Raw genomic sequence first — 20077 nt, 5'->3', positions numbered from 1 at the left:
AATGTCAGGGAACGGCGGGCAGTGCCGTGGGTTGAGGGTCATCCCCTTGCCGCAACCATGACGGAGCCGGACCATGAAAAGCCTTGGCACCTTCGCCCTTTGCGCCGGACTTGCCGCCGCGCCAGCCCTTGCCCAGACCGCGCCGCCCAACGCCCCCGACCAGCGCCCCGCCTTCGAGGGACAGACCCGCGCAGCGGGGATCGAGGATGCGGTTCACGTGAAACAGGATGTCGTCATCTCGGGCCTTGAGCATCCCTGGGGCATGGCTTTCCTGCCCGATGGCGGCCAGCTGATCACCGAACGCCCCGGCCGGATGCGGCTTTTTCAGGGCGGCAAGCTCTCCGAGCCGCTGCGCGGCCTGCCCGAGGTCGATGCCCGCAAGCAGGGCGGATTGCTGGACGTCGCCATTCGCGACGATTTCGCCCAGACGCGGCAGGTGTGGTGGAGCTTTGCCGAGCCGCGCGAAGGTGGCCTCACCTCGACCTCGGTGGCGACCGGGCGGCTTTCGGACGACAACACCGCGCTTGAGGATGTGCGAGTGATCTTCCGGCAGGAACCGGCATGGGATTCGACCATGCATTACGGCTCGCGTCTGGTCTTTGACCGCGAGGGGATGCTGTTTGTCACCACCGGCGAACGCTCGCTGCCCGAGCCGCGGCAACTGGCGCAGGATGTGAACACACATCTGGGCAAGGTGCTGCGCATTGACCCGATGACCGGCAAGGGCGTTCCGGGCAACCCCTTTGCCAATGGCGGCGGCCAGCCCGAGATCTGGTCATGGGGCCATCGCAACCTTCAGGCCGCCGCGCTGGATGGCGAGGGCCGGCTCTGGACCGTGGAACACGGCCCGAAGGGCGGGGACGAGCTGAACATGCCGCAGGCGGGCCTGAATTACGGCTGGCCGATCATCACCTATGGCGAGGATTACAGCGGCCGCCCCATCGGAAAGGGGATCACCCAGCAGGACGGCATGGAGCAGCCGGTCTATTACTGGGATCCGGTGATCGGCCCGAGCGGCATGGTCTTTTACGCGGGCGACATGTTCCCCGAGATGCAGGGCGACGCGCTGATCGGCGGCCTCGTGTCGAAATCCGTCGTCCGGCTGAAAATCAAGGACGGGCGCGTCGTGGGCGAGGCGCATCTGGCGCAGGGCATTGGCCGGGTCCGCGATGTGGCGGTCGCACCGGACGGGGCGCTGATGATCCTGACCGATGCCGATGATGGGGCGCTGATCCGGCTCTCGCGCTGATCAGACGGGGTGGTGCACGTCGTCCTCGGCCTCCTCGGGCGAGATGCCAAGCGCCTCCATCCCGGCCTCCAGATAATCGGCGAGCTGCGGCTCTCCCATCAGGTAATTCTCGGTCGGGGCGCGGCGCTCGCTCTTGGCGGTCTGGATCGCCTCGGCCAGATCCTCGGCGGTGAATGTATCCCGCCCGATCCACATGACCGCGACCAGACTCGCCTGTTCGTCCATGTTGAGGCTGCCGATGAACTCCGAAAGCTCGGTCTCGGTCCCGTGGCCGGTGCGCTGGCCGCTATGCGCCCAGGCATTGACGCCGCTGTCATATTCGCGGGCGCGGATAATCACATACGCGATCTTCTCGGGACTGATTTCCAGCATGGCTGATCTCCTTGCCGGAAGTCTCGCGCCAGTCGGGTCGAAGGTCAACTATCGACCGAACAGCCGCTCGATATCCGCAAGCTTCAATTCGATCCAGGTCGGGCGGCCATGGTTGCACTGGCCCGAGCGGGGCGTCCGCTCCATCTCGCGCAGAAGGGCGTTCATCTCCTCCGCGTTCATGCGCCGCCCGGACCGGACCGAGCCGTGGCAGGCCATCGAGGACAGCACCGCATCGACCCGCGCCTTCAGCCGGTCCGAGGCGCCCTGCTCGGCCAGATCGTCCAGAATGTCGCGGATCAGCGCCGGCGCGTCGATGCCCCGGATCAGCGCCGGAACCTCGCGCACGGCCACCGCGCCGCCGCCAAAGGGTTCGATCACCAGCCCCAGTTCGGCCAGCTCGCCCGCGATCGACAGCAGGCGCTGCGCCTCCGGTTCGGAAAGCTCGACGATCTCGGGGATCAGCAGCGACTGGCTGGCGATGCCATTGGCCTCGGCCTGCGCCTTCAGCCGCTCATAGACCAGACGCTCATGCGCGGCGTGCTGATCGACGATGACGATGCCCTCGGCGGTCTGGGCGATGATCCAGTTCTCGTGAAGCTGCGCGCGCGCTGCGCCAAGCGGGGCCTCGACCGGCGGGGCCTCGGGCGCAGGCTCGACCCGTGCAGTCGGGCTTTCGGCAAAGCCGGGCGCCTGAAAGGCAAAGCTCGCCGCGACCGCCGCAGCCGAGGGGCGCGGGGGCGGATTATAGGCCCCCTGATAGACGCGCGGCGGCTCGGCCCGCGCCGCGCCAAGGGCCGCCGTCGCCACCGTGGTCGAGGAGCGGTGCCCCGCCCCGGCAAGCGTATGGCGCAGCGCGCTGACCACAAGGCCGCGCGCGATGTCAGGCTCGCGGAAGCGGACCTCGGCCTTGGCCGGATGCACGTTCACATCGACCGCATGGGGCTCGCAGGTGATGAAGAGGACGGCGGCCGGATGCCGCCCGGATGGCAGCACGTCCATGTAGCCGGCCCGCAGCGCGCCGGTCAGCAGCTTGTCCCGCACCGGGCGACCATTAACGAAAAGATGCTGGGCGACCGCCGCGCCGCGCGAATAGGTCGGCAGCGCCGCAAAGCCGGTCAGCGTGATCCCGTCGCGGGTCGCGTCGATCGGGATGGCGTTCTCGATGAAATCGCGACCCATGACCCGGCCCAGCCGGGTCTGGAGCGCGTCGAACAGCTCGCCCTGTTCGGCATCGGCGCGGAAAAGGACGCGGCCTTCGTCCTCGTCGGTCAGGGTGAAGCCGACGAATGGCTCGGCCATGGCGAGACGGCGGAGGACATCGGCCACGGCCTGCGTCTCGGCCCGCTCGGTGCGCAGGAATTTCAGCCGGGCCGGGGTGGCGAAGAACAGGTCGCGCAATTCGACCACCGTGCCGCGATTGCCCGCCGCTGGCCTGACCGGAGAGATACGCCCGCCCGCGACGCCGATCTGGGCCGCGTCAAAACCCTCGGCCCGGCTGGTGATGGTCAGTCGCCCCACCGCGCCAAGGCTTGGCAGCGCCTCGCCGCGAAAGCCGAAGCTGCGAATGTCCAGAAGGTCGCTGCCGTCGATCTTGGAGGTCGCGTGCCGCGACAGCGCCAGCGGCAGGTCGTCGGCGGTCATGCCGCAGCCGTCGTCGCTGACCCGGATCAGCGCCTTGCCCCCCTTGGCGATGGCGACCTCGACCCGGCGGGCGCCGGCGTCGATCGCGTTCTCGACCAGTTCCTTGACGGCCGAGGCCGGGCGCTCCACCACCTCGCCCGCCGCGATCCGGTTGGCGGCGGCTTCGTCCAGCTGCCGGATGACAGGGCGCATATTGGGGGCATGGGTATTCATGCCCCCAGATCTAGCATCTCCCCGGCGCGGGGGAAAGGATTCGTCAGTTCGTGGCCTCGATCCCCTCGGGGCGACCGACCAGCACGAAGCGGATCTGGTCGGAATGGAGGAGACGCTTGGCGACCCGCTGCACATCCTCGGCCGTCACCGCCTCGATCTTCGAGTTGCGGGTGTTGACGTAATCCGCCGGCAGGCCGATCAACTGCATCCCGGCCAGAATGCTGGCGATCTGGCCATTCCCGTTGAAGCGCAGGGGATATTCGCCGGTCAGATAGGTCTTGGCGTCGTTCAACTCCTTCTCGGAGACCGGGGCCTCGCCGAAGCGGTCCCATTCCTGCCGGATCAGGCCGATGGCTTCCGCGACCTTCTGGTTCGCGCTGGCCATGCCGCCCATCCACGTCTCGCCATAGACCCCGTTCGAGAGGCCGGTCGCGACGCCATAGGTCAACCCGCGCTTTTCACGGATCTGGTCCATCAGCCGCGACGAGAAGCCGCCGCCGCCAAGGATATGGTCGGCGACGAAAGCCGCGAAGTAATCCGGGTCCGACATTGGCAGGCCGGGTTGGGCAAAGCTGACCACGGTTTGCGGGCTGTCCCAGTCGATCACGGTGACGCCGCCGGTCAGTTGCAGCTTGGCAGGTTCGGGCAGCGGCACCGACCCGGCCTCGGGCAACCCGCCAAGGATGCGGTCGATCAGCTTGCCCAGCTCCGCGGCATCAATGTCGCCGGCAGCGGCCACCACCACCCGGTCGCGGGCGAGGATGCGGTTCTTCGCGTCGAGCAGGTCATCGCGGGTGATCGCGGCAATGCTTTCCGCCGTCCCGTTGACCGAGGTGGCATAGGGATGATCGCCCCATGCCTGCCGCGCCAGTTCCTTGTTCGCGATGGCATTCGGGTCGGTCGCCTCGCTGCGGATCACCGACTGGATCTGCGCGCGGATCCGCTCGACCGCGTCGGGATCGAAGCGCGGCTCGGTCAAAGCCTGCCGCAAGAGGTCGGCGGCCTGGTCCCGGTTCTCGGTCAGGGCGCGGGCATTGACGGTCAGCGCGTCATCGCCAGCGTCAAAGCGGGTGATCGCGCCCAGCCCCTCGACGGCTTCGGCATATTGGACCGAGTTCATCTCGCCCGAGCCTTCCTCGAGCAGCGCCGTCATCATGCTGATTGCCCCGCGCTTTTCGGGCGCATCGAGGCTCGCCCCGCCTTTGAACATCAGCGAGAGCGCGGTGAAGGGGATCGAATGATCCTCGACCAGCCATGCCTTGATGCCGCCGGGCGAGGTGATCTGCTGAATCTCGATGGCGCGCGCCGGAAGCGAGGCCAGCGCGACAAAGACGAATGTGGCAAGCGCGCGGATCATTGGACTTCCTCGGTCGTGGCGGCGGCGGGAATGGTCGTGGCGGCATCGGCGCTGGCCGCACCCGCTTCGGGCAGCAACCAGCCGGTGACGCTGGCCGGATTGTCGAGGACGAGCTTCGCGGCGGCGCGAACCTCATCCGCCGTGACCGCGCCAAGAATGTCGGGCCAGTCGTTCACATCCTCGATTCCCAGCCCGATCGACAGGCCCTGGCCATAGTCATAGGCCCGGCCATGCGCCGAATCCTGGGCATAGATGCGCGAGGCGCGGATCTGGGTCTTGACCCGCTCAAGCTGCTGGGTGTCCGGGCCGTCCTCAAGGAACTTCTGCAAGGCGGCGTCCAGCGCAGCCTCGGCATCCTCGTTGCTGACGCCGGGACCGGGGACCAGCGACAGGCCGAAGGTCGTCGGATCGACGGTCAGCCCGTCATAGGCAGCATCGACGTAAAGCGCCTTGCCGGTCAGCACGAGGTCGCGGGCCAGAACCGAGGTCTGGGGCGATCCGGCCAGCAATTCGGCCAGCACGCTCAGCGCCGCGGCCTGCTTCTGGTCGCCGGCATTACGCTCGGGCGCGAGCGTAGTGCGGACCAGCACGGGCTGGGCGACGCGAGGGTCGCTGCGCTCGATCCGGCGGTCGGCGCGCTGCTCGGGCTCTTGCGGGCGGGCCTTGCGGGTGGCGTCGGGCTTGGAAGGCACGGGGCCGTAATATTTCTCGGCCAGTTCCTTCGCCTGTTCCGCAGTGACGTCGCCTGCGATGATCAGGACGGCATCGTTCGGCGCGTAATGCGCGTCATACCACGCGATCGCATCATCGCGGGTCAGCCCCTCCATCTCCTGCCGCCAGCCGATCACCGGGCGACCATAGGGATGGTTATAGAACTGGACGGCGCTGCGCTCCTCCGAGAATTGCGCGCCGGGATCGCTGTCGGTGCGCTGCGAACGCTCCTCCAGCACGACCTGACGCTCGGCCTGCCAGTCATCCTCGCCGATACGCAGGTTCTGCATCCGGTCGGATTCCATCTCCATCACCAGCGGCAGGCGGTCCGAGGCGATGCGCTGGAAATAGGCGGTGTAATCATAGCTGGTAAAGGCATTGTCCATGCCGCCATTGGCGGTCACGGTCTTGGACAACTCGCCCGGACCCAGCTTGTCGGTCCCCTTGAACATCAGGTGTTCAAGGTAATGCGCAATGCCGGACTTGCCCGGCTGCTCATCGGCCGAGCCGATCTTGTACCAGACCATCTGGACGACGACCGGGGCACGGTGATCCTCGATCACCACGGCCTCGAGGCCGTTATCGAGGGTGAAATGGCTGATGCCCTTGGGCATCTCGGCCAGCGCGGGTGTCGCGGCCAGCGCCAGCACGAAGGGCGAGAGGCGCGTCAGTATAGTCATGGGCAGGCTCCGGTTCCGGGTCGCTGCCCGACCCTGCCCCTTGACCGAGGGTCGCGCAAGTCAGCAACCCGTCATCTCGGCGTGATTGTCGCGCGAAAATCAGTCCCCGGCAAGCTGGGGCGCCTGCCCGCCGATCTGCCTCATCTGCTTCTGGCGGTCCGTTTCGCCATCGTTCGGCGGAGCCGCCGGAATCCGCGCACCGGTCGGTTGCCAGCGCTTGAGCTCGCTCCAGCTGTCCAGCGTCATGTCATCATAGGCGCGGTAATAGACATCCGTGCGGGCCACGACCTCAAGCGCGCGGCGGGAATGGCTGCTGCGCCATGCAAGATCTTCCTGAGCGGTCCTGGCCCTGATCCCCGGATCCGAGCCAAGGCGCGAAGCATAGGCCACGAGCGCCGCGTCCGCCGCGCCGATCCCCTGCGCGGAAAGCTGGCCGGGATTGCCGCCAAGCGCGGCCACGGCATCGGCCTCGGGCGTCGGATCGGTGATGTTCGAGCCGCCCGGCGTCGGCGAGGGCAGCGCGTTCAGGTCCGGCGGCATCGAGAGCGGTTTCGTCGGCAGGATCGCGAATTCGTCCGGGCCGGATCGCCCGGTGCTGAGGTTCATCAGCTGCGGATCACTGCTGCACGCGGCCAGCAGCAGCATGGTCATGGTCAGCGCAATTGCCCGCATCATCCGTCCCTCATCTTCGTCTTGCGCCGTTCTTAGCGTGAATTGCCCGGCTCGTCACGGGGCTTGTCGTCGCGGGGCGGCTCCTCCAGCATGAGTTCGCCCTGACCCTTGCCGTCGACAGGTGCCGTTCGGGCGGGAGAAGCAGGCCGCGGCGCCGGGGTTGGGGCCGGCGGTTCGGGCGGGGCAGCGGGGCGCGGCTTCGGCTCGCGCGGCTTCGTCGGCTGGCGGCGGGCCTTGGCCGGAGCCTGCTTTTCCGGCGGTTGCAGCACAAGGCCCATCGCGCCAAGGAAAATCGCGATATCGGCCACGTTGAAGCTGTAGGGATTGCGCCAGCCCGGCAGCGACATGTTCAGGAAATCGGCAACCGCGCCGTAAAGCAGCCGGTCGACGACATTCCCCAGCGCGCCACCGATCAGCATCCCGGCGGAAATCAGCGCGAAAGTCCTTGGTTTCGTGCGGCCGACCCAGATCCCGACCCAGAGGCAGACAGCGACCGCAATGCCGATCAGCACCCAGCGCATCACATCGACATCGCTGGAGAAAAGGCCGAAATTCATGCCCTGATTCCAGGCCATGCGCAGGTTCAGCCAGGGATCGAGGACGTCGATCTCGCGCACGCGGTCAAGCTTCAGGACATGCACGACCAGATATTTCAACACCTGATCAAGGACAAAGACCGCCAGCGCGGTCAGCGCCACCTTGCGCCAGACCGAGGGACCGGGCGCCTTTTTGGAGGCGCCTCCCTTGCGCGTCGCCGCCGGAGACTTCCGCGGCTTCGATGTCGCGGGGGCCGGGCTCATCAGTGCCGGAAGTGCCGTTGGCCGGTAAAGACCATGGCCAGACCCAGACGGTCGGCGGCCTCGATCACCTCGGCGTCACGCATCGAACCGCCGGGCTGGATGACGGCCTTGGCGCCCGCAGCCGCCAGCGCCTCGATCCCGTCGGCAAAGGGGAAAAACGCGTCGGAGGAGACGACCGAACCCACGGTCGTCGCCTCGGTCAGACCCAGCGCCTCGGCCATGTCCTCGGACTTGCGCCGGCCGATGCGGGTGGAATCGACGCGGCTCATCTGGCCCGCACCGACGCCCACGGTCGCCTCGCCCTTCACATAGACGATGGCGTTCGACTTGACGTGCTTGGCGACCGTCCATGCGAACAGAAGGTCGCTCAGTTCCGCCTCGGTCGGCTGGCGCTTGGTCACGACCTTCAGGTCGTCGCGCAGAACGCGGCCATTGTCGCGCCCCTGCACAAGGAAGCCGCCCGCGACCTGACGGAAGGAGGTGCCGGCCGCAGCCGGGTCCGGCAGGCCGCCGGTGGTCAGAAGGCGCAGGTTCTTCTTGGCCGCAAAGATCTCTCGCGCCTCGTCGGTCGCGTCGGGGGCGATGACGACCTCGGTGAAGATCTCGGTGATGGCTCGGGCGGTCTCGGCGTCCAGCGTGCAGTTCAGCGCGACGATACCGCCAAAGGCCGAGGTGCGGTCGCAGTCATAGGCGCGACGGTAAGCCTCGACGGCGGTGGTTCCGCGCGCGACGCCGCAGGGATTGGCGTGCTTGATGATCGCGACGGCCGGGCCTTCGACCGGGTCGAACTCGGCCACCAGCTCGAAAGCCGCGTCGGTGTCGTTGATGTTGTTGTAGCTGAGTTCCTTGCCCTGCCACTGCTTCGCGGTGGCGACGCCCGGACGGTTCGAGCCGTCCTTGTAGAAGGCGGCGGACTGGTGCGGGTTCTCGCCATAGCGCAGCGTTTGCGCCAGCTCGCCCGAGAAGCTGCGGCGGCGCGGGTTTTCCTCGCCGATGGCGGCGGCCATCCAGCTCGACACGGCCGTGTCATAGGCGGCCGTCCGCGCATAGGCGATCTGGGCCTGCCGCTGGCGGAACGCATAGGAGGTCGTGTCGTCATTCGCGTCCAGTTCCGCCAGCAGCGCCGGATAGTCCTGAACATCGACGATGACGCTGACGAAGGCATGGTTCTTGGAGGCCGCGCGGATCATCGCCGGGCCGCCGATGTCGATATTCTCGATGCAATCGTCGTAATCGGCGCCCTTCGCGACCGTCTCCTCGAACGGGTAGAGGTTCACGACCAGCAGGTCGATCATGCCGATGCCATGCGAATTGGCTGCGGCCATATGCTCGGCATTGTCGCGAAGCGCCAGCAGGCCGCCATGCACGACCGGGTGCAGCGTCTTGACCCGGCCATCCATCATCTCAGGGAAGCCGGTGACTTGCGCCACGTCGATCACGGCCAGCCCGGCCTCGCGCAGCGCCTTGGCGGTGCCGCCGGTCGAGAGGAGTTCGACGCCACGCGCGGCGAGGGCGCGGGCGAAGTCGATCAGTCCCGTCTTGTCGGAAACGGAAATCAACGCGCGCTTCAGCGGAATGCGGTCGGTCATCGGTCGGGGGCCCCGTATTGGATCGCGGATTTGCCCGTCACCTAGCGCCGGAACGCGCGAAGGTCCAGCCGATCTGGATCGCGCGGCCCTGCAAATGCGCGGAAAGCACGATCTGGCGCGTCGGACGCGGCTTGGCGACGCTGCGATCCAGAAGGCAACTGTCCTCGACCGCGACCTTGCCGACCCCGTCATGGCTGAAACGCCAGATGTCGCCGGTCGGGAGGGTCAGCACCACCTCCTCCCCCTCCTGCCAGACCTCGATCTCGGGGTCGAGGTGAAAGCGGATGTCAAAGGCCAGCCCGCCTTGCGGCCGCGTCCGGTCGAGGCGCGATTGCGCCGTCGCGTCCAAAGCCGCGAGCGAATCCTCGCCCTGAAGCCTCGCGCCCTCGGGGGACAGCCAAAGCTCGCGCAGATGGGTCAGGCCGTGGCTGTCCAGCCAGCCGTCATGGCCCGCCAGCAGATGCGCCGGCTCCTGCGAATGGGCGGGTCCGCAATCGGGGGCGGTCAGGTTCCCCAGCGCATCGCAATCCCCGGCCCAGACGAGGCCCGGACGCTCGGTCAGGATATCGGGCTCGCCCTCCTGCCTCGCCGGGTTCAGGCGGGACGAGGACAGCCCCTCGAGGCAGAGCGCGGAATGGCAGGGGGTCGCGCGGCTGGCCCTTGCCCAGAGCGGGCCGAACCCATCGCCCGGCCCGCAACTCACGATCAAGGGCTGGCGCGCCACGGTCAGCTCGATGGCAAGGGTCGAGGCATGGGCGCGGATCGCCGCCGGCCCGCCCGGCGGCGGCGCGGCGTCGAGGATCAGCGTCGTCCTGCCCCGCGCCATGCGGGCGAAGCCCATGGCGAGGCCATGCGCGGGCAGCGCCGCTCCCTCGGCCGCGCGCAGGCAGCGGTCAAGCCGGCCCGCCGCGCCCCTGCCGCCGCCGTGAAACCGGGGCAGCGAGCCATCGGCATGGCGCAGCGCGCGCAGCATCGGCGCGATCTCGGCGATGATGGTGCGCAGCTCCGCGGGCGAATCCATCCCCGCCTCGTCGGCAATCTCCTGCGCCCAGACCAGCAGCGCCATGGCGTCCAGCAGCACTTCTGGCGCGCGGGATTGCGAGAGCGTGCCCACGCCCATCGCATCCGCTTCCTCGGCCAGCGCGATCAGGGCGGGACCGGCGATGGCGTGGCGGTCGCGCAAGGACATGGCGCCGACGGCAAGACCCGCCAGCGCCTCCAGCCGGGGCAGGCCGTCGGGGCAGTCATACCAGCTGCCCCTGAGATGGGTCAGGTGCTGGTCGAGCGAGCGGAAATAAGGCTCGGCCCCGTCGCGATCCAGACCGGGCAGGATCATGCCCGCATGGAAGATCCAGCGCAGCAGCCGCCGCCCCGCCACATCGGCCTGCCATTCCGGCGCATCGCCATGCGGCACGCGATGGCCGCGCAGCCAGCGCAAGACATGGCCCTGCGCGACCGAGCGCGCCTTGGGCGAGCCGACCGCCGCCAGATCGTCGAGCCAGCCGAAGCCATGCAATTCCGCCGCGATGGTCGGCGTCACACTGGCGGCGAAGAAATCGCCGCTCAGCGTCATGCCGCCCAGATGGATCCCGCCCGCGATGATCTGCTCGCCCCGGCCGGCATGGCCGATCGCCTTCGGCTCGGGCCGGCGCAGGAAGCCGCGGGGGGAGGGCGTGTCATTCATCTCTGCCGCACTCGCTGGGACGCGGCAAGTTTAGGACTTTGCAAGCCTTTTCCGCAAGCGCGCAATGAAGAAGCCGTCCATGCCGCCGCGATCCGGCCACAGGTCCGGGCGCAGCCGCAACGCACCTTCAGGCGTCAGCCATGCCGGGTCGATGCCGGGCGTTTCCGCCGGTTCGATCTCGACCTCGGGGTGGCGGGCAAGAGCGGCAGCGATCTGGTCCTCGCCCTCGGCCGGCAGCAGCGAGCAGGTGGCGTAAACCAGCCGCCCGCCGGGCCGCAGGATCTCCAGCGCGTGGTCGATCAGCCGGGCCTGCAATTCGACAAGACCGGGAAGGGCGCTGCCGTCGCGGATCAGCGGCAATTCGGGATGGCGGCGGATGGTGCCGGTCGCCGAACAGGGCGCATCGAGCAGGATCGCATCAAGGGCCACGTCCGGCCGCCATTCCAGCGCATCCGCCGCGACGAGCTGCGCCGAAAGCTGGCTGCGGTCGAGGTTCTCGGCCACCCGCGCCAGCCGGGATTCGGAAATATCCAGCGCCACGACCTCGGCCCCGGCGGCGGCAAGCTGCATGGTCTTGCCGCCCGGCGCGGCGCAAAGATCGGCGATACGCTCGCCCGGTTGCGGGTCCAGCACCCGCACCGCCAGTGCCGCCGCCGCATCCTGCACCCACCATTCGCCGGCCTCATAGCCCGGCAGGGCGCTGACCTGCGTGCCCGCAGGCTGACGGAAGGAGCCGGTCGGCAGCGCCTCGCCGGGCGCCTCGCCGGATTTCGGCGTGAGGTCGAGGGGGGCGCCCGCCTCATGCGCGGCCTCGATCGCCATGGCGACCGCCTCGCCCCATTGACCGGCCACCGGACCGCGCAGCCAGTCGGGCAGGCGGCGGGGTTGCAACGCGGCCCAGTCATCGCCGGCAGCCGCGACCTTGCGCAGCACCGCATTGACCATGCCCGCCGCGGCCTGCCCCTTGCCGCCAAGGCCCCGGCACAGCGTCACGGCGGCGTTGACCGCGCCATGCGGCGCCTCGCCCAAAGCCAGCATCTCGACCGTGGCAAGGCGCAGAATGCGGCGGATATCGGGGCGGGGCTTGCGGGCCAGCATCGGGGCCAGCAGCGCATCGGCGCGGTCGCCCCGCCGCAGCACCTCCAGCGCGAGGCGGCGGGCGCGGGCGCGGGCGGAGGGCGGCAGCGCCTCGGTCAGGCCGGACGCCTCATCAAGCGTCGCGCCCTCCTCGACCGCCTGAAGCAGTCGCAGCGCCCCCTGCCGTGCGGGATCGCCGCTTTCCATGCGTTTGCCGGACCCTGCGGCATGTGCCGTCCTGCGCGTCTTGTTCAAATGCTTCACCTTGCCTAGATTAGCCGGGTTTAGCGTGATGCAGGGAAAACCGCCATGACCGACCGCAAGGAACTGCCGCCCGCGGCAGCGCGCGCCCTCGCCGAGGCAGAGGAGCGTCGCCGCAATGCCCCGCCCCTCGACCTGCCGACCGAGCTTGGCGGGCGCGACGGTCCCGAACCCGTGCGCTTCGGCGACTATGAAAAGAAGGGCATCTGCGTCGATTTCTGACGCGGCCCGCGCGCCCTTCACGGCCGATGGCGAATCCGTGATGACCGGCGCCGCTGCCATTTACTTGCCATTGGGGTTCAGCGGCTAGAGAGTCGCTCACACCCAACCGCAAGGATCGGCAGATGACTTTTGGCCAAACGATGTCGAAATGGGCGGCGCTGCTGCTCGTTCCGGTATTGGCAGCGACACCGGCACTGGCCCAGCACCGTCAGGGCGGCCAGCAAGGCCCCCGCGAGGTCGGGGTCATGATCACCTCGGAAGAGGATGTGCCCTATACCATCACCCTGCCCGGCCGAGCCATCGCCTATCAACAGACCGGGATCCGTCCACAGGTCGGCGGAGAGATCCTCGAAATCAGCTATGATCCCGCCCGCCCGGTCAAGGCGGGCGATCTGCTGTTCCGCATCGACCCCGAGACGCTGGCCGCCGCGCTGGCCGCGGCCGATGCGGCGGTGGCGGGGGCCGAGGCCAGCCTGACCGAGGCCGAGAATACCGTGACGCGCTATCGCCGGCTGGAAGGGTCGGGCGTCTCGGCCGTCGACCGCGCCGCCGCCGAAGTCGCGCTGAAACAGGCCGAGGCCGCGTTGAAAGCCGCCGAGGCCGCGCGCGATTCGGCCCAGCTTTCGCTGGACCGCACCCGGATCACCAGCCCGATCGACGGCATGGCCGACGTGGCCGAAGTGTCGGTGGGCGATCTCGTGACCGCGAGCCAGTCCGAGGCGCTGACGACGATCACCCAGCTTGACCCGATCTATGTCGACGTCTCGGAATCGAGCGCCAGCATCCTGCGCAACCGCGCCCAGATCGACCGTGGCCGCCTGACCCGCACCGGCGAGGTTCAGGCGCAGCTGACGCTGGAAACCGGCGAGGAATACAAGGGCGCGGGCCGCATCGTCAGCCCCGGCATCGCGGTTTCGCCGACGACCGGGACCGTGCCGATCCGGCTGCAATTCGACAATCCCGACCGGCTGATCCTGCCCGGCCAGTTCCTTCGGGTCGAGATGACGCTGGGATCGACCCGCGCCGTGCTGGTGCCGCAGCGCGCGACGCGCCGCGCCTCGGACGGAACATTGACCGCCTTTGTCGTGCGCGACGGCGAGACACAGCAGGTCACGCTGAGCGCGCAGACCACCTATCGCAACAGCTGGGTCGTCAACCAAGGCATCAGTCCGGGCGAGCAGCTGGTGCTGGACGGGCTCGACAACCTGCGCGTCGGCGCCAAGGTCACGACCGTCCCCGTCCGCATCGACGAGGAAGGCGTGGTCCGCGAGGTCGAGGCCGAAGGAACGGAACCCGCCCCGGCTGATGCGCCGGATGCGCCGGAAAAAGCCGCGGGCGGCAACTGATGGCCCGCTTCTTCATCCACCGCCCGGTTTTCGCCTGGGTTCTGGCCATCGTGACCATGCTGATTGGCGGCTGGTCGCTGCTGGGCCTGCCCGTCTCGCAATATCCCGACATCGCGCCGACCACGATCCGCATTACCGCGAACTATTCCGGGGCCACGGCGCGGGCGGTCCAGAACTCGGTCACGACCCCGATCGAGGACGCGCTGACCGGGCTTGACGGGTTGCTCTATACCGTCTCGAACTCCTCGCAGGGGCGCGCGACGATCACCATGACCTTCGACGACAGCGTCGATCCGGTCGATGCCCTGAACGAGGTGCAATCCAAAGTCCGCTCGGTCGAGGGGCGGTTGCCCACGCCGGTCCAGAATGACGGCGTCAACGTCACCCGGTCCTCCTCGTCGATCCTGATGGTGGGCGCGCTGGTCTCGACCACCGGCACGCATTCGACCATCGAACTCGGGAACCTGCTGGAGCAGGTGGTCGAGGGGCCGGTGAAGCGCGCCGAAGGGGTCGGCGGCGTCAATGTCTTCGGTTCGGGCTATGCCATGCGGATCTGGATGGACCCGCTGCGCCTCGCACAGTTCCAGCTGACGCCCACCGACATCACCACCGCCGTCGCGCAGCAGAACAGCACCGTCTCGGTCGGGGATCTGGGCAGCCAGCCGGTCGTCCGGGGCCAGCAATTCACCGCGACGATCACTGCCCAAAGCCAGCTCACCTCGGTCGACGATTTCCAGAACATCCTGCTGAAAACCGGATCGGACGGCGCCGCCGTGCGCCTTGGCGACGTGGCTGAGGTCGAGATCGGCCAGACCAGCTATGGCCGCGATTCCCGCTTCAACGGCATGAACGCCTCGGGCTTCGGGGTGAACCTCGCCACCGGGGCGAACGCGGTCGAGACGGCCGAGGGCGTGCGCGCCACGCTGGAGGGGCTGAAGAACGCCCTGCCCGAGGGCGTCGAGATCCATATCGCCTATGACACCGCGCCCTTCGTCGAACTCTCGATCGAGAAGGTCTATCACACGCTGCTGGAAGCCATCGTGCTGGTCTTCCTCGTCATCCTGCTGTTCCTGCAGAACTGGCGCGCGACGCTGATCCCGATCGTCGCGATCCCGGTGGTGCTGCTCGGCACTTTCGGAATGCTGGCCGCGCTGGGATATTCGGTGAACACGCTGACCATGTTCGCCATGGTCCTCGCCATCGGCCTTCTGGTCGATGACGCCATCGTCGTGGTCGAGAATGTCGAGCGCGTCATGGCCGAGGACGGCCTCGGCCCCGTCGAGGCCACCGAAAAGAGCATGGGCCAGATCAGCGGCGCGCTGGTCGGGATCGCGCTGGTCCTGTCGGCCGTGTTCCTGCCGATGGGCTTCATGGCCGGCTCGACCGGGGTGATCTACCGGCAATTCTCGGTCACGATCATCACGGCCATGACGCTTTCGCTGCTGGTCGCGCTGATCCTGACGCCCGCGATGTGCGCAAGCCTGCTGCGGCCCGCGCATGGCGAGATACGCTTTGCCCCGGCGCGCTGGTTCAACCACGGCTTCGACCGGGTGACGCGCGGCTATACCGCGACCGTGCGCCGGACCCTCCGTCGCCCCTTCCTGGTGATGATCGTGCTGGCCCTGATCAGCTTTGCCGCATTGGACATGTTCGGGCGGCTGACCACGACCTTCATCCCGACCGAGGATCAGGGTGTGCTGCAATCGCGGATCACCCTGACCGAAGGCTCGACCGCGCAGCAGACCGCCGCCGTGGTGCAGGAGATCGAGGCCTATATGCTGAACGACGAGAAGGCCGCCGTGGAATCGGTCTTTGTCGCCATGGGCTTCGGCTACTCCGGCACGGCGCAGAACCAGGCCATGATCTTCGTCAAGCTGCATGATTTCGACCAGCGCAGCGACAGCACGCTTTCGGCCTCGGCCGTGGCGCAGCGGGCGAATGCGCATTTCGCGGGCCATCGCGCCGGGCGGATCACCTTCCTGCAGCCGCCCGCGATCCCGCGTCTGGGCAATTCGTCGGGCTTCACCTTCTACCTGCTCGACCAGTCCGGCGGCGGGATCGAGGAACTGACCGCCGCCGCCGATCTGCTGGAGCAGAATGCCGGGCAGGACAGCCGCGTCCAGAATACCGAAAGCGGCGCCTCGGAGGACGAGGCCGCGCTCAGGATCGACATCGACCAGCAGAAGGCGGAAAGCTTCGGCGTCTCGGTCCCGGCGGTGAACTCGATGCTGTCGACGATCTTCTCGGGAACCGAGGTCAACGATTTCGCACTTGGCGCGCAGTTGCGGCCGGTCGTGGTGCAGGGCCGGGCCGAGAACCGGATGCAGCCCGAGGACGTGGACAGCTGGTATGCCCGCAACTCGGATGGCGAGATGGTGCCCTTCAAGGCCTTCATGACCATCCGCTGGGAACCGGTCGAGCCGCGCCTTGCCCGCATCGACGGGATCGACGCCATCTCGATCGAGGGGCAGCCCGGTCCTGGCGTCAGCTCCGGCACGGCAATGGACGCGATGGAAGAGATGGTCGCGGCGCTTCCGGGTGGCTACGGCCTTGCCTGGACCGACCTCTCCTATCAGGAGCGGCAGGCGGGCAATCAGGCCCCCTATCTGTTCGCGCTGTCCGCCCTTGTGGTGTTCCTGTCGCTGGCGGCGCTTTACGAAAGCTGGTCGATCCCCTTCTCGGTCATGCTGGCGGTGCCGGTGGGCGTCCTCGGCGCGGTGATCGCGGCCCTGAGCTTCGGTCAGGCGAATGACGTCTATTTCAAGGTCGGCATCCTCACCACCATCGGACTTGCGGCGAAGAACGCCATCCTGATCGTCGAGTTCGCGCGCGAGTTGCAGGACAGCGGGCGCACGGCGGTCGAGGCCGCGATCGAGGCCGCACGCCAGCGGCTTCGCCCGATCCTGATGACCTCGCTGGCCTTCATCCTTGGCGTGCTGCCGCTGGCGGTCGCCCGGGGCGCGGGCGCGGGGGCGCAGAACTCGATCGGGATCGGGGTGATGGGCGGCATGATCGCCGCGACCTTCCTTGGCATCTTCTTGGTGCCGGGCTTCTACGTTACGGTGCGCCAACTGACCGACCCGCGCGCCAAGAAGGAGCAATGAGATGAACGAACACCCCCGCCTGACATCGCTGGCCCATGGCGGCGGCTGCGGCTGCAAGCTGGCCCCCTCGGTCCTACGGGAACTGCTGGCGGATCAGCCCGTCACGCAGGTCTTTCCGCAGCTTCTGGTCGGGACCGAGACGGCGGATGACGCGGCGGTCTGGCAGGTCGATGACAATACCTGCGTCATCGCCACGACCGATTTCTTCATGCCGATGGTGGACGATCCGCGCGACTTCGGCCGCATCGCCGCGACGAACGCGATCTCGGACATCTATGCCATGGGCGGGCGGCCGATCATGGCGCTGGCGATCCTTGGCATGCCCATCGACAAGCTGGCCCCGGCCCAGATCCGCGAGATCCTCGAAGGCGGGCGCGAGATCTGCGCCGAGGCCGGGATCCCCGTCGCCGGCGGCCATTCCATCGACGCGCCCGAGCCGATCTACGGCCTTGCCGTGATCGGCCTCTGCCACCCGTCCGAATTGCGCCGCAATGCCGATGCGAAACCCGGTGACGCGCTGATCCTGACCAAGGGCCTCGGCGTCGGCATTTATTCCGCCGCGATCAAGAAGGGCGCGCTGGACGAGGCCGGCATCAACGAGATGGTGGCGAGCGCGACCACGTTGAACCGGATCGGCAGCGATCTGGCGAAGCGGGCGGATGTCCACGCGATCACCGATGTGACCGGCTTCGGCATCCTCGGTCACGGGCTGGAACTGGCGCGCGGTGCAGGCCTGCGCCTGCGGCTGGACCTTGACCGCCTGCCACTTTTGAGCCGCGCGGCGGAACTGGCCGAGGCGGGGTTCTTCACCGGCGCCTCGACCCGGAACTGGGCCGCCTATGGCGCCGAGGTGACGCTGCCCGCCGGTCTGCCCGACTGGCGGCGCGCCTTGCTGACCGATCCCCAGACCTCGGGCGGGCTTCTCGTCTCCTGCGCGCCGGAGGCGGCCGAGGATCTGCTGAGCCAGATCCGCGCCGCGGGCTTTCCGCTGGCCGCGATCATCGGCAGGACCGAAGCGGGGGCGCCGGGTATCACCGTGGCCTGATCCCCCGGCAGGTGGGGGAACCGTCGCCGGCACCGCGCGTTCCCCTGCCATCACGGAGGGAACAGCCCATGCACAGCCATTTCCTGCCCCGCCTGCTTGTCATCGGCCTTCTGGCCGCGTCAGCCGCCGCGCCGGTTTCGGCCCAGACCGCGCCGACCCCGCCACCCGCGCCCGTCACGGCGCCGGCGGGGACCGAAGCACCCGCCACGCCTGCTCCGGCCGAAGGGGCAACAAGGACCGCCGCCGCGGAACCCGGGAACTGCCCGCCCGCCGCCGCCAAGGCCGAGCCGGCGACGCCCGAGGCCGCGACCAGCGATGGCACGGCACCCTCGAATTCCGGCTCGACCGGATGGACAGGGGGCACGGGCGGCTCGATGATCGGGACGAACCCCTCGGGCGCGACGCGGCACACCAGGACCTGGAATGCCCCGACTGCGCGCGGCCTCGACCTGATGGGACGGCCCGAGCCGGCGCCCGCCTGCTAGAATCCCCGCCTCAGCGGGCAATCAGGGGCAGGACGCCCTTCTTGAGGATGATGTTGGCGTAAAGCCGGGTGTCCACGCATTGCAGGATCGCAAAGCTCGCCCGCGCGTAGTCATAGAAGCCGAAGCGGTCGATCGATTGCAGCGAGGAACCCGCGCGTTCGATGATCGGGATGGTTTCGGCGATCGCCTCGGGCACCGCCTCGGGGTCGTCGACCACCTGCATCGTCGTCGCAGCCGCGGGCACGAAGGGATCGAGCGGCATCAGGTTCGTCACCAGCGTCACCGCGACGTTCAGGCGCGACCCGATCGTCAACACCCGGTTATGGGGCAGGCCGCGGGCGATGCTGGTCGCGGGAAAATTCTGGTCCACGATTGCCAGATCGTCGCCATGTCCCATCTGCGCCAGCACATAGAGCAGTTCGGGTGAAATGCGCGGATCAATGCCCTTGAGCATAGGAAAGCCTCCAGTCTTGTTGGCCCCCTTCGTCCGAACGGGGCTGCCCCAAAAGAAGCCCTCGGACCGCCGCCGTCAATGCCGCCCGGTTCAGATCATCTCGAGCGGGCGGGGGCCGGGAGGAAGCGCGAAAAGGTCGTCAAGCTCAAGCACCACGTCGCGCGGCAGGCCAAGGGCGACGGCGCGCTGGTTCTGCTCGACATGTTCGACCCGACCTGCCTTGGGAATCGCGATCATCCCCGGCCGGTTCAGCACCCATGCCAAAGCAAGCTGCGCGGCGCTGAGGCCCAGCTCCGCCCCCATGCGGACCAGTTGCGGATGCGACGCCAGCCGCCCTTGCTCGACCGGACTATAGGCCATGGCGGGGATCCCGCCGCGGTCAAGCCAGGGCAGCAGATCCCATTCCGGGCCGCGCCGGGTCATGTTGTAGAGGATCTGATTCGCCGCGCAGCGCCAGCCGCCGGCCTGCATCAGCTCCTCCATGTCCGCGATCGAGAAATTGCTGACGCCCCAATGCCGGATATGGCCCTGATCGCGCAGCTTCTCCATCGCGGCGATGGTCTCCGCCAGCGGCACCTTGCCCCGCCAATGCAGCAGGTAAAGGTCGATCCGGTCGGTTCCCAGCCGCTTGAGGCTGCGCGCGCAGGCCAGCGGCAATTCGCGGGCGGAACCATGCCAGGGATAGGCCTTGCTGACCAGAAAGACCTCGTCCCGGCGGTCGGCGATGGCCTCGGCGACAAGCTCCTCGGCCGCGCCCTCGCCATACATCTCGGCCGTGTCGATCAGCGTCATGCCGAGGTCGAGGCCCCGGCGGAGCGCCGCCAGCTCGGCCTCGCGGTCGTCAAGCTCCTCGGCCATCATCCATGTTCCCTGCCCCAGCGCGGGAACCGTCTCTCCATCGGGCAGCCTGGTGCGTGGGATCATTCCCTCATCCTGTCATGCGGCCGCGACCGACCCGGATGCGGCGCGAACCAACAAGGGGATGTTGCGCAGAGACCCGACGGAAAACAACGGATAGTTCCCGCGCCGCGCCTCGGCTGCCCGCCTCCGCTCCGATCTGCCCGTTTTCGGAACAGCCGATGTCCATGCGCGGCGCCGCCGCAGGCCCGGCCATC

17 protein-coding genes are annotated in these 20077 nt (G+C 68.2%); 6 read left to right on the top strand and 11 right to left on the bottom strand.

From position 1 onward, the window contains the following. The first annotated feature begins 73 nt into the window (after positions 1–73). Positions 74–1249: a PQQ-dependent sugar dehydrogenase gene (locus VNQ78_RS06025; RefSeq protein ID WP_325687624.1), complete on the top strand. Its 1176-nt coding sequence runs from the start codon at positions 74–76 to the stop codon at positions 1247–1249. Here VNQ78_RS06025 and VNQ78_RS06020 read toward each other — a convergent pair whose 3' ends face one another. The 9 genes from VNQ78_RS06020 to VNQ78_RS05980 form a co-directional block, all read right to left on the bottom strand. Further along, the gene (locus tag VNQ78_RS06020; RefSeq protein WP_325687622.1) at positions 1250–1621 is read right to left on the bottom strand and encodes a DUF3775 domain-containing protein; all 372 of its coding nucleotides are present in this window, start codon (positions 1619–1621) and stop codon (positions 1250–1252) included. Between the two features lie 48 nt (positions 1622–1669). After that, positions 1670–3475 carry a DNA mismatch repair endonuclease MutL gene (gene mutL, locus VNQ78_RS06015; RefSeq protein WP_325687620.1) on the bottom strand — a complete coding sequence of 602 codons (1806 nt, stop codon included), beginning with the start codon at positions 3473–3475 and terminating at the stop codon, positions 1670–1672. 43 nt (positions 3476–3518) lie between these two features. Next, a complete protein-coding gene (locus tag VNQ78_RS06010) occupies positions 3519–4832 on the bottom strand; it encodes a pitrilysin family protein (protein WP_325687618.1) in 1314 nt (437 codons plus the stop codon). Continuing rightward, positions 4829–6223, bottom strand: a complete 1395-nt coding sequence (locus VNQ78_RS06005) for a pitrilysin family protein (protein WP_325687616.1) — start codon at positions 6221–6223, stop codon at positions 4829–4831. Before VNQ78_RS06005 ends, VNQ78_RS06010 begins: the two co-directional genes overlap by 4 nt. A 99-nt stretch (positions 6224–6322) precedes the next feature. Beyond that, a complete protein-coding gene (locus tag VNQ78_RS06000) occupies positions 6323–6895 on the bottom strand; it encodes a DUF3035 domain-containing protein (protein WP_325687678.1) in 573 nt (190 codons plus the stop codon). A 32-nt stretch (positions 6896–6927) separates the two neighbouring features. Next, complete coding sequence (gene lspA / locus VNQ78_RS05995; RefSeq protein WP_325687614.1) at positions 6928–7695, bottom strand: signal peptidase II; 768 nt, start codon at positions 7693–7695, stop codon at positions 6928–6930. Further along, positions 7695–9284, bottom strand: coding sequence for a bifunctional phosphoribosylaminoimidazolecarboxamide formyltransferase/IMP cyclohydrolase (gene purH / locus VNQ78_RS05990; protein WP_325687612.1), 1590 nt, complete (start codon positions 9282–9284; stop codon positions 7695–7697). Before purH ends, lspA begins: the two co-directional genes overlap by 1 nt. A gap of 37 nt (positions 9285–9321) precedes the next feature. Next, positions 9322–10968 (bottom strand): heparinase II/III family protein, encoded by a 1647-nt coding sequence (locus VNQ78_RS05985; protein ID WP_325687610.1) that lies wholly within the window; start codon positions 10966–10968, stop codon positions 9322–9324. A 30-nt stretch (positions 10969–10998) separates the two neighbouring features. Further along, positions 10999–12252, bottom strand: coding sequence for an RsmB/NOP family class I SAM-dependent RNA methyltransferase (locus tag VNQ78_RS05980; RefSeq protein WP_325687676.1), 1254 nt, complete (start codon positions 12250–12252; stop codon positions 10999–11001). A gap of 102 nt (positions 12253–12354) precedes the next feature. On the opposite strand from VNQ78_RS05980, the gene VNQ78_RS05975 reads away from it, so the two are divergent. From VNQ78_RS05975 to VNQ78_RS05955, 5 genes are all read left to right on the top strand, one after another. Next, on the top strand, positions 12355–12528 hold the full coding sequence (locus tag VNQ78_RS05975) for a DUF1674 domain-containing protein (protein WP_325687607.1): 174 nt from the start codon (positions 12355–12357) through the stop codon (positions 12526–12528). 122 nt (positions 12529–12650) lie between these two features. Further along, complete coding sequence (locus VNQ78_RS05970) at positions 12651–13874, top strand: efflux RND transporter periplasmic adaptor subunit (RefSeq protein ID WP_325687605.1); 1224 nt, start codon at positions 12651–12653, stop codon at positions 13872–13874. Continuing rightward, positions 13874–16978 carry an efflux RND transporter permease subunit gene (locus VNQ78_RS05965; RefSeq protein WP_325687603.1) on the top strand — a complete coding sequence of 1035 codons (3105 nt, stop codon included), beginning with the start codon at positions 13874–13876 and terminating at the stop codon, positions 16976–16978. Before VNQ78_RS05970 ends, VNQ78_RS05965 begins: the two co-directional genes overlap by 1 nt. 1 nt (position 16979) lies before the next feature. Further along, complete coding sequence (selD, locus tag VNQ78_RS05960; protein WP_325687601.1) at positions 16980–18023, top strand: selenide, water dikinase SelD; 1044 nt, start codon at positions 16980–16982, stop codon at positions 18021–18023. A 68-nt stretch (positions 18024–18091) separates the two neighbouring features. Further along, positions 18092–18508, top strand: coding sequence for a hypothetical protein (locus VNQ78_RS05955; protein ID WP_325687599.1), 417 nt, complete (start codon positions 18092–18094; stop codon positions 18506–18508). Between the two features lie 10 nt (positions 18509–18518). Here VNQ78_RS05955 and VNQ78_RS05950 read toward each other — a convergent pair whose 3' ends face one another. Next, on the bottom strand, positions 18519–18962 hold the full coding sequence (locus VNQ78_RS05950) for an RbsD/FucU family protein (protein ID WP_325687597.1): 444 nt from the start codon (positions 18960–18962) through the stop codon (positions 18519–18521). A gap of 90 nt (positions 18963–19052) precedes the next feature. Continuing rightward, the gene (locus VNQ78_RS05945) at positions 19053–19886 is read right to left on the bottom strand and encodes an aldo/keto reductase (protein ID WP_325687595.1); all 834 of its coding nucleotides are present in this window, start codon (positions 19884–19886) and stop codon (positions 19053–19055) included. Positions 19887–20077 lie beyond the last annotated feature (191 nt).

It is taken from the genome of Paracoccus sp. (in: a-proteobacteria), from assembly GCF_035556475.1.
GTDB lineage: Bacteria > Pseudomonadota > Alphaproteobacteria > Rhodobacterales > Rhodobacteraceae > Paracoccus.
The sequence above is the reverse complement of the archived record's forward strand: the minus strand, read 5'-3'. Positions and strand labels throughout refer to the sequence as shown.

What these genes read in the sequence shown, in the direction of transcription:
- VNQ78_RS05980 (WP_325687676.1), bottom strand. Translation starts at nt 12,252, where the DNA reads ATGGAAAGCGGCGATCCCGCACGGCAGGGGGCGCTGCGACTGCTTCAG.
- lspA (WP_325687614.1), bottom strand. Translation starts at nt 7,695, where the DNA reads ATGAGCCCGGCCCCCGCGACATCGAAGCCGCGGAAGTCTCCGGCGGCG.
- VNQ78_RS05985 (WP_325687610.1), bottom strand. Translation starts at nt 10,968, where the DNA reads ATGAATGACACGCCCTCCCCCCGCGGCTTCCTGCGCCGGCCCGAGCCG.
- VNQ78_RS06020 (WP_325687622.1), bottom strand. Translation starts at nt 1,621, where the DNA reads ATGCTGGAAATCAGTCCCGAGAAGATCGCGTATGTGATTATCCGCGCC.
- mutL (WP_325687620.1), bottom strand. Translation starts at nt 3,475, where the DNA reads ATGAATACCCATGCCCCCAATATGCGCCCTGTCATCCGGCAGCTGGAC.
- purH (WP_325687612.1), bottom strand. Translation starts at nt 9,284, where the DNA reads ATGACCGACCGCATTCCGCTGAAGCGCGCGTTGATTTCCGTTTCCGAC.
- VNQ78_RS06005 (WP_325687616.1), bottom strand. Translation starts at nt 6,223, where the DNA reads ATGACTATACTGACGCGCCTCTCGCCCTTCGTGCTGGCGCTGGCCGCG.
- VNQ78_RS05975 (WP_325687607.1), top strand. Translation starts at nt 12,355, where the DNA reads ATGACCGACCGCAAGGAACTGCCGCCCGCGGCAGCGCGCGCCCTCGCC.
- VNQ78_RS05950 (WP_325687597.1), bottom strand. Translation starts at nt 18,962, where the DNA reads ATGCTCAAGGGCATTGATCCGCGCATTTCACCCGAACTGCTCTATGTG.
- VNQ78_RS05945 (WP_325687595.1), bottom strand. Translation starts at nt 19,886, where the DNA reads ATGATCCCACGCACCAGGCTGCCCGATGGAGAGACGGTTCCCGCGCTG.
- VNQ78_RS06000 (WP_325687678.1), bottom strand. Translation starts at nt 6,895, where the DNA reads ATGCGGGCAATTGCGCTGACCATGACCATGCTGCTGCTGGCCGCGTGC.
- VNQ78_RS06025 (WP_325687624.1), top strand. Translation starts at nt 74, where the DNA reads ATGAAAAGCCTTGGCACCTTCGCCCTTTGCGCCGGACTTGCCGCCGCG.
- selD (WP_325687601.1), top strand. Translation starts at nt 16,980, where the DNA reads ATGAACGAACACCCCCGCCTGACATCGCTGGCCCATGGCGGCGGCTGC.
- VNQ78_RS05970 (WP_325687605.1), top strand. Translation starts at nt 12,651, where the DNA reads ATGACTTTTGGCCAAACGATGTCGAAATGGGCGGCGCTGCTGCTCGTT.
- VNQ78_RS05955 (WP_325687599.1), top strand. Translation starts at nt 18,092, where the DNA reads ATGCACAGCCATTTCCTGCCCCGCCTGCTTGTCATCGGCCTTCTGGCC.
- VNQ78_RS06010 (WP_325687618.1), bottom strand. Translation starts at nt 4,832, where the DNA reads ATGATCCGCGCGCTTGCCACATTCGTCTTTGTCGCGCTGGCCTCGCTT.
- VNQ78_RS05965 (WP_325687603.1), top strand. Translation starts at nt 13,874, where the DNA reads ATGGCCCGCTTCTTCATCCACCGCCCGGTTTTCGCCTGGGTTCTGGCC.